Consider the following 7066-nt stretch of genomic DNA (forward strand, 5'->3'; position numbering starts at 1 on the left):
GAGGTGGGGGGACTGCGACACTAAATCTGTTCAAAATAGAAATATATGGCTTTCGGAAACAGAAACCGCCCCTTGGAGGATAGGGCAGCCGTTCCTTCTAAGGAGGCAGAAGCAAGATATCGCGCTTATTCGGTGGAATCAAACAAAGCGACTACCCAGCGGATTCCTTTTTGGGACGCGTTCTGCAGCATACCCGCCGTCTTGTCCGCGAGTGTGTCCACCGTGGATTTATGCCCATCGGGAACGAGAATCTGTCCCGGCGTAAGCGTACTGTAGTTTCCGGCCGGCAGCTGCGGAAGACTTGGCGGAGACGATGCGGTTCCGGCAGCAGGCTGCCCCGCAGCCGGGGTCTGGACTTGCGGGACGGCCGTGGGAGCAAGGGTTACGGGGACATAAATGTATCCCCCTTTCCCGTCGCTCTGCACCTGAAGCCCGGTTACCGTCCCGGCCTGGGGCTGGGGCTGGGATACAGGCGCCGTATTCTGAATGCCGCCGGAGATTACGCTCCAGCCGGGAACGGGGGAGGAGGAAGTCCCTCCGCTCCCGTCGAACTGCATGCCCACAAGTACACCGATACCAGCCCAAACACCGAACGCCACCAATTTTTTGCCGAAACGAGACATCGCTTTCCACCCTTTCCGTTCATCCTTATACGGCTCCACAATTCATTGCGCTGCCGGTTCGCTGCCTGTTCCGCTCTTGGAAGGCACCGCCGGTTGCCCTTCCGCGTTCGCTTTTTCCGCTTGATGGCTGCTCCAATACAGATCGGCGATGGCGTCCGCCAGCACTTCGGAGGTAGCCTTCAGTTCGGCTTCGGTGCTGTCTATACCGCCTACCTCGATCAGGACGCTGTTCGGCGACATCGACTGGTTGTACTCCCCGTTGTTGCCCTTGCCCGACGACTTGCCCCAGATGCCTCGGGAAAGCCCGGGATATTTTTTCTCCAGCCGCTGGTGAATCTTATTGGCGAACTCCTCATTCTTCTTCCAGTTCTTGTTCGAACGGCCCAGAATAAAATACACCTGCGCGTAGCTCTTTCCGTCAATGACCGCAGTTGTCTTGTCATGCCGCTGCGAGTCGCGGTGGATATCGATCAGCTCGGTCATCCCCGCATTCTCAGCCATGGCCGCCTTAACCGTCACCCGGGAATATTTATAGGAAAAATTCCAGTTGTAGCTGGCAACCTTGGTTGCATAATCCACTTCCGAATGGAGGGTGCCGATGCCCCGTTTCTCCAGCCTTTGGGTGATAAAGGACCCTACCACCATTACATTTTTAGCAGGATTGGCCGAGTTGGGACTGTCGCTCTTTGTGGAGAGCAGCGGGTTATACGCTTCCCGCGGATGAGAATGGTAGATCAAAATCCGCTTTACACCCGTGTCCGAAGCTTCCGGACCATCTGCGGGAGACGGCGACGGGACATCGCTATTCTCCGGCGGCTGCGTCTCCTGTGCACCGGCTCCCTCACCTGGAGACGGCGTCGCTTCGGGGCCCGGCGCATCTGTCGCCAGGCCGTCCGTTCCCGGATGGTAGTCGGCCGGAGCACCCTCCGACCCGCCGGAGCCTTTGCGCAGCAGCACGGCATCGTCTGCGGCCATTCCCGGCACCTCGCGGGACAGCAGGCTTTTCGGATCGCCCGGGTTTACGCTCGTCAGCAGCTGAAAGACGAAGCTTGTTACCTTCCCGCCTGACAGTGCGGACGGCTCCTTGGTATCCGGCAGATGCGGAACTTCCATCCCGAGCAGTTCCTTGAATAATCCGCCGGAGAGGGAAGCCGCGAGCCCCTTCATCGAAGGCAGCGGCGAATTATCCAGCTTCTCTCCGGCCATTCCGCCGGCTCCCAGCAGAATGAAGAAGACCAGGGAACCGCAGGCGAGCAGCAGCATCGTTCTTCCGAGCGCCAGCGCGTCGAGCACTTTTGACCGTAAGCGGCCGATGTTCCACAAATGAAACCATTTTCTGTTCATTATTGTTATGTCCTCCTCAAGCTCGCTGTAATCTCTCATACTTCAAATCTATGAGTGAGAGAGAGACGATAGAACGAAAGGAAGACAAAATAACCCCGCAAAGGATGTAGAGTCTTAGCTGTAGAAGCACCTCAGATTCATTGCGGGAGCAAGGAGACTTCTAAATTCATGCAAACCGGCAAGAGGAAAATCGGACCTCCTCCCGGCTTGCGTCTGGTCAGTTCATCTCCTGCGCGTTCCAAATAGGGTACGTGTCAGTGCGTATAAGCGCCAACATTGCCTGGATCGACGGCATCATGGAGCGCCGCATTCAGTCCGCTGGCCACGACGTTGGCGATATCCTCGATGAATTCGTCAATTTCCTTCGGCGTTACAATCAGGTCATGACCGAGCGGCTCCAGCACTTCTTTGACCAGAGCCAGCCGCTCCTGTTCGGTAATGCTGTCCAGCAGCCCCATAATTTCTTTGCTGCGTCCGCCTTCCCCGCCAAAGTGGCTTCTCATCATCTCAAGCACATTACCGGCAATTGTGGAGGCATAACATACCGTTGGAACGCCGATGGCGATACAGGGAACACCCAGTACCTCCCGCGTCAGCCCGCGCCGCTTGTTGCCGATGCCTGAGCCCGGGTGAATGCCGATGTCGGCAATCTGAATCGTCGTGTTGACCCGTTCCAGCGAGCGGGAAGCGAGCGCATCGATGGCGATAATGGCATCCGGCTTCGTGCGATCGACAATCCCCTGGACAATCTCGCTGGATTCGATTCCGGTCACCCCCAGCACACCGGGAGCGATAGCGCTGACATTGCGGTATCCCGGGGCTACCTGATCCGGCATCAGTTCATAAAATTGCCGGGTAATCAGAGCATTCTCCACCACAAGCGGTCCCAGCGAATCCGGGGTCACATTCCAGTTGCCCAGCCCAACAATGAGCACAGAGGCGTTCCGGCCAATTCCGACCCGTCTCATAAAGTCTTCGAACTCACGGGCAAAAGCTTCGGACACTTTCTGCTGAAGCCCTGTGTCTCCGCCCCGCAGTCCAGGGACTTCCAGGGTGACATAATTGCCGATTGCCCGCCCGATTCTCTGAGAAGCTTCATCGCTGCTGACGGCAAGCCGTGTAATTTTGATGCCGCCCAATTCCTCCACTTCCTCATTCACCCCGGGAATCGGCATGTTATTCATGCCCTGGGCCATCTCCTTGGACTCCAGCGCCAGGTCAGTGCGTACCGAATAAAGCTGCAGATCCAGTTCCATACGTGATGAGCCTCCTATCCTTTTTACCATAGTGTGCGGGAGGAGGGGCGCGATTATACAATAATGAAGGGAGAAATCACCTGGTTTGGTTATTGCATTTTGCTATCACACATGCTAAACTATTTTAAGTTGTGAATCATTTTGATGATTTCCGAATGCCTTACAGGAGGTGAATGCAATGCCAAACATTAAATCCGCGGTAAAACGCGTTAAGACAACGGAAAAACGCCGTGCGCTGAACGCTTCCCAAAAGTCCGCCCTTCGTACAGCTGTCAAAGCTGCCGACCTCGCGGTGGAAGGTACGGAAGTAGAAACTGCCAAAGCTGCTATTCAAGCTGCTTCCAAGAAGCTGGACAAGGCCGTAACTAAAGGTCTGGTTCATAAAAATGCGGCTGCCCGCAAGAAATCCCGCTTGGCGAAGAAACTGAACGCTCTTTCCGCTCAGGGCTAAGAGCTTCTATATCGAGCAATTGAAGAACCTGACCGCTCCCGATGACGCGGTTCAGGTTTTTTTGTTGTTCCTTCGTCGAACTGGACAGAATGGGATATCCGCTCCGCCCGGTTCTCTTCGGCGGTCGACAAGCTGTATGCTTACAGCGAGCTTTTAGCTGACAACGTAGATCTTTCGCTTACCAAAGCCGGCGAGGATTTTATCGCAACCACCGGGGTGGATTCTGAAGCAGTCCAGAAATTCGGAGCGATGATTACGGGCTATGTGCAGCGTTTTGAAGAAATGATCCGGGAAGGAATCGAGCGCGGGGAATTCAAGGAGCAGGAGCCCGGAGAAATGGCTTTTGCTCTGCTGAGCTCTTATTCGGGATTGGCGAACAACACGCGCTTTCTGGATAAGGAAAATGTGAGGCGGATGTACCGTAAAATGACGGATGTTCTGCTTGACGGCATCCGAAAATAGGAAATGATTCATTATGGACAGCCAAAGTTTTGCAGGACCGGAAGAAGTGGGGAGATTCTTTTCTCCGTCCTGATTCCCGCGCACAACGAAGAAAAATATATCCCGAAATGCTTGGACTCAGATTGCTGCCGCCTCGCAGAACTGCCCCGGCCGGGTTGAGGTCATCGTCATTCTGAACCGCTGCACCGACAAGACGGAAGAAATTGCCCGCTCGTATAATTGTGTCAATTGTCCACGACGACCGCAAAAATTTATCTCAAATTCGAAACAGCGGCGCAGCTTCGGCCAGAGGAGAATTCATCGTGACGATCGACGCGGACAGCCGGATGACGGACAATATGCTCTCCGAAATCGAGTGGCATCTGTCCGGGGGAAAATACATCGGCGGCGGCACCACAGGAAGATTTGAGCGGATGAGCCTGGGCATCGTTGTATGATTACCTCCTGCCGAAAGTTCGACCAAGTAGGAGACTGGTATCTCATCAAGCAACCGGGGCTGATTCTCGCTTACTTGAAGGGAACCGACCATCGGCATGCCGACAAAGCCTATTATGAGAATCAAAGAAGATAGTTTACATAAATAGAATTCCTATGCTGGTTTCCCAGCGCCAAGCCGCAGCATGAACAGCTCCAATCCCAGCACCTTGTCAATTCTGCCCGTCTTCATCTGGTAATCCAGATCAGCCAGGCTGCTTAAAATCTCTCTCAACTGTGCTCCGCCGAACTTGCGTGCCTGCTCCCCGGCCAGCTTGACGACATAGGGATGAAGCCCGAGCTGGGAGGCAATCTGACCTTGGGAATAGCTTTGGGCCGACAAATCCTTGACCTGCAAAATAATCCGGAACTGCCGCGTGATGAGCGCGGCAATCTTGATCGGCTCCTCCCGCTGCTTGAGCAGTTCGTGCAGCATTCCCACCGCTTTATCCAGACGCAGATTCGCGAGTTCCTCCACCAGCGTGAAGACGTTCTGCTCCGTTCCCCGCGGCACCAGACTCTCCACAGCCGCCGTATCTACCGTTCCGCCGCTTCCGGCGAACAGACACAGCTTGTCCATCTCGGCTGTGAGCCCTTGAAGCCCTGTGCCGGCACAGGCGATAAGCGCCTCTGCCGCCCCCGGCGCGGCGGTGCAGCCGCGATCCCGGATGCCTTTTTCCACCCAGCGGAGAAGCTCCTCCGCGCCGAGCGGATTAAACGGCAGCACGGTGCCGGCCGATTTCAGCGTTTTAACGATTTTTTTGCGCTCATCGAGCTTGTCGCTGTTGACTAGAAAGACGATTATGCTGAATTCAGCGGGACGCGTCAAATATTCCTGGAGGACATCGACGCGGTGTTCCAGCTTGGCGTTATCCTTGCCTGCCGTGAACAGCGAGGCATCCCTTACAACCAGCAGCTTGCGGGGCACCATGAACGGTACAGTCTCCGCTTCCTCAACCACCGCCTGGATCGGCGTTTCGGAAAGGTCGAAAGGAATCACCGCAAAATCACGGTCCTCCTTCGCAATCAGCTCGCTCTCCAAAAAAGCCGCAAATTCGTTCATTCGGAACTTTTCGCTTCCATATAAACAATAAACCGGGGAGAAATTCCCCTGCTTGATTTCCTTGGCCGCTGTCTTGGCATCCACCTTCGCGCCACTTCCTTTTTCAGGTCTGCTCGTTCATGAGGTTCTACGTTTCAATAGTTTAGCAAAAAACATTCCTGCGCGTAAATGGCCACCGAAAGCAGCAAAAGCGGAGAAGCTTCGGCATAAGCCAGCCAAAACCTCTCCGCCCTTACGCGGCTCATCTATATAAACGACGGTGCGGGAAGCTCTAGAAACTTCCTTAGCCGACGGTCATACCGATGTATTTGCGGGGGACTGCCGCCCTAAAGCATTCCTGTCCTCATGCTATATTGTATTCGGCAGCTCCGCAAAACGTGCCAGCTTTTCACTTTTTTGTTGAAGCTCCCTGTGACGGGGATGGAGACGCCGGCGCTGCCGAAGCCGATGGGGCAGCAGCAGGGTCCGCCGTCTCCTGCGGTACGGTATACGCGCCGCTCACCTTATTCCCGTCTGTCTTCGTCACATACGTAAACTGCCGGCTGTCCTCCGACCATTTTCCCGACACCCAGGTTCCCTCAATTGTAACTTTATCGACAGCCTGTCTCCCGTCTGAAGTATCTGCATCTGCTGCATCGCGGTAGATTACCAGCTGATTGCCTTCCACTACCGCCGTATATCGACTGTCGGGCGACTTCCATGACAGGGAATCTGGCGACAATTCCGCAGGAGCCATATCCATAATCCCCATATCTCCGCCACTCGATTGCGGCGCCTGCAGCGTTTTATCCGACTTTAAGGAATCGCTCTGTTCACCGGCCTTATCATCCATGCTGGCTTCCGGCGACGCTGACGCATTGGCGGATGGCAGGGGAGTTGCCGTCTGCTTGTTAGTGACTCGTCTATCCATGCTCGGGTCTGTCTTTGCAGCCGGCCCTTCTGCACGATCACTTCGCGCTTTCTTCGTAGGTTCGGCTGCATTTGGCTTACCGCCGCCGTCCTCTGCCGCTTGCCCGCCATTCTTCGGCGGAGGGCTCTCCGGTGCAGCCAATGTTGACGTTCCGGCATCGGCTGGAGCGCTGTCCTCTACGCTTCCCCCAAAGGTTACGCCCGCCCCGCCTGAAGATTCCCCCGAGCCCAAGTCCGCTCCGCCATCGTTCGTCGCCGCCGGACTTGCATTCTCCCTAGAATCGTTATACTCAGCGGTGCTCTTCATCATCGTGTCCACCTGCGCTCCCGGCAGCTTCTCCGGCATATTGAATATGGCAATACCAAAAATAACTGCCGCAGCGGCCGCGCCAATTCCAAAGCGGCCTGCCAGAGAGGAGCTCTGGCGCGCCTTGGCTCGTGACGCCTTGCGGCTCATCCGCGGAGAATCCGTCTCTGCCGCAGA

General features: G+C 55.5%; 6 protein-coding genes and 2 pseudogenes. 3 read left to right on the plus strand and 5 right to left on the minus strand.

Features of this window, described 5'->3' with window-relative positions:
* Positions 1 to 125: 125 nt before the first annotated feature.
* From L691_RS30480 to gpr, 3 genes are all read right to left on the minus strand, one after another.
* Positions 126 to 623: a hypothetical protein gene (locus L691_RS30480; protein WP_025688851.1), complete on the minus strand. Its 498-nt coding sequence runs from the start codon at positions 621 to 623 to the stop codon at positions 126 to 128.
* Between the two features lie 42 nt (positions 624 to 665).
* Positions 666 to 1967: a stage II sporulation protein P gene (locus L691_RS0103665; protein WP_025688852.1), complete on the minus strand. Its 1302-nt coding sequence runs from the start codon at positions 1965 to 1967 to the stop codon at positions 666 to 668.
* A 254-nt stretch (positions 1968 to 2221) separates the two neighbouring features.
* Positions 2222 to 3223: a GPR endopeptidase gene (gene gpr, locus L691_RS0103670; protein ID WP_025688853.1), complete on the minus strand. Its 1002-nt coding sequence runs from the start codon at positions 3221 to 3223 to the stop codon at positions 2222 to 2224.
* A gap of 178 nt (positions 3224 to 3401) precedes the next feature.
* Between gpr and rpsT the strand changes: the two genes are divergently transcribed.
* The 3 genes and pseudogenes from rpsT (at position 3402) to L691_RS31030 (ending at position 4707) form a co-directional block, all read left to right on the plus strand.
* Positions 3402 to 3674 carry a 30S ribosomal protein S20 gene (gene rpsT, locus L691_RS0103675; RefSeq protein ID WP_025688854.1) on the plus strand — a complete coding sequence of 91 codons (273 nt, stop codon included), beginning with the start codon at positions 3402 to 3404 and terminating at the stop codon, positions 3672 to 3674.
* Between the two features lie 87 nt (positions 3675 to 3761).
* A pseudogene (locus tag L691_RS30485) lies at positions 3762 to 4136 on the plus strand (TetR family transcriptional regulator C-terminal domain-containing protein); the annotation flags it as partial.
* 3 nt (positions 4137 to 4139) lie between these two features.
* Positions 4140 to 4707, plus strand: a pseudogene (locus L691_RS31030) (glycosyltransferase).
* An 18-nt stretch (positions 4708 to 4725) separates the two neighbouring features.
* Here L691_RS31030 and holA read toward each other — a convergent pair.
* Complete coding sequence (holA, locus tag L691_RS0103695; protein ID WP_025688857.1) at positions 4726 to 5757, minus strand: DNA polymerase III subunit delta; 1032 nt, start codon at positions 5755 to 5757, stop codon at positions 4726 to 4728.
* A 304-nt stretch (positions 5758 to 6061) separates the two neighbouring features.
* The coding region (locus L691_RS0103705; RefSeq protein ID WP_025688858.1) for a hypothetical protein at positions 6062 to 7066 on the minus strand (1005 nt) is incomplete at its 5' end.

This window comes from Paenibacillus zanthoxyli JH29 (assembly GCF_000520715.1).
Taxonomy (GTDB): Bacteria; Bacillota; Bacilli; order Paenibacillales; family Paenibacillaceae; genus Paenibacillus_AQ; species Paenibacillus_AQ zanthoxyli.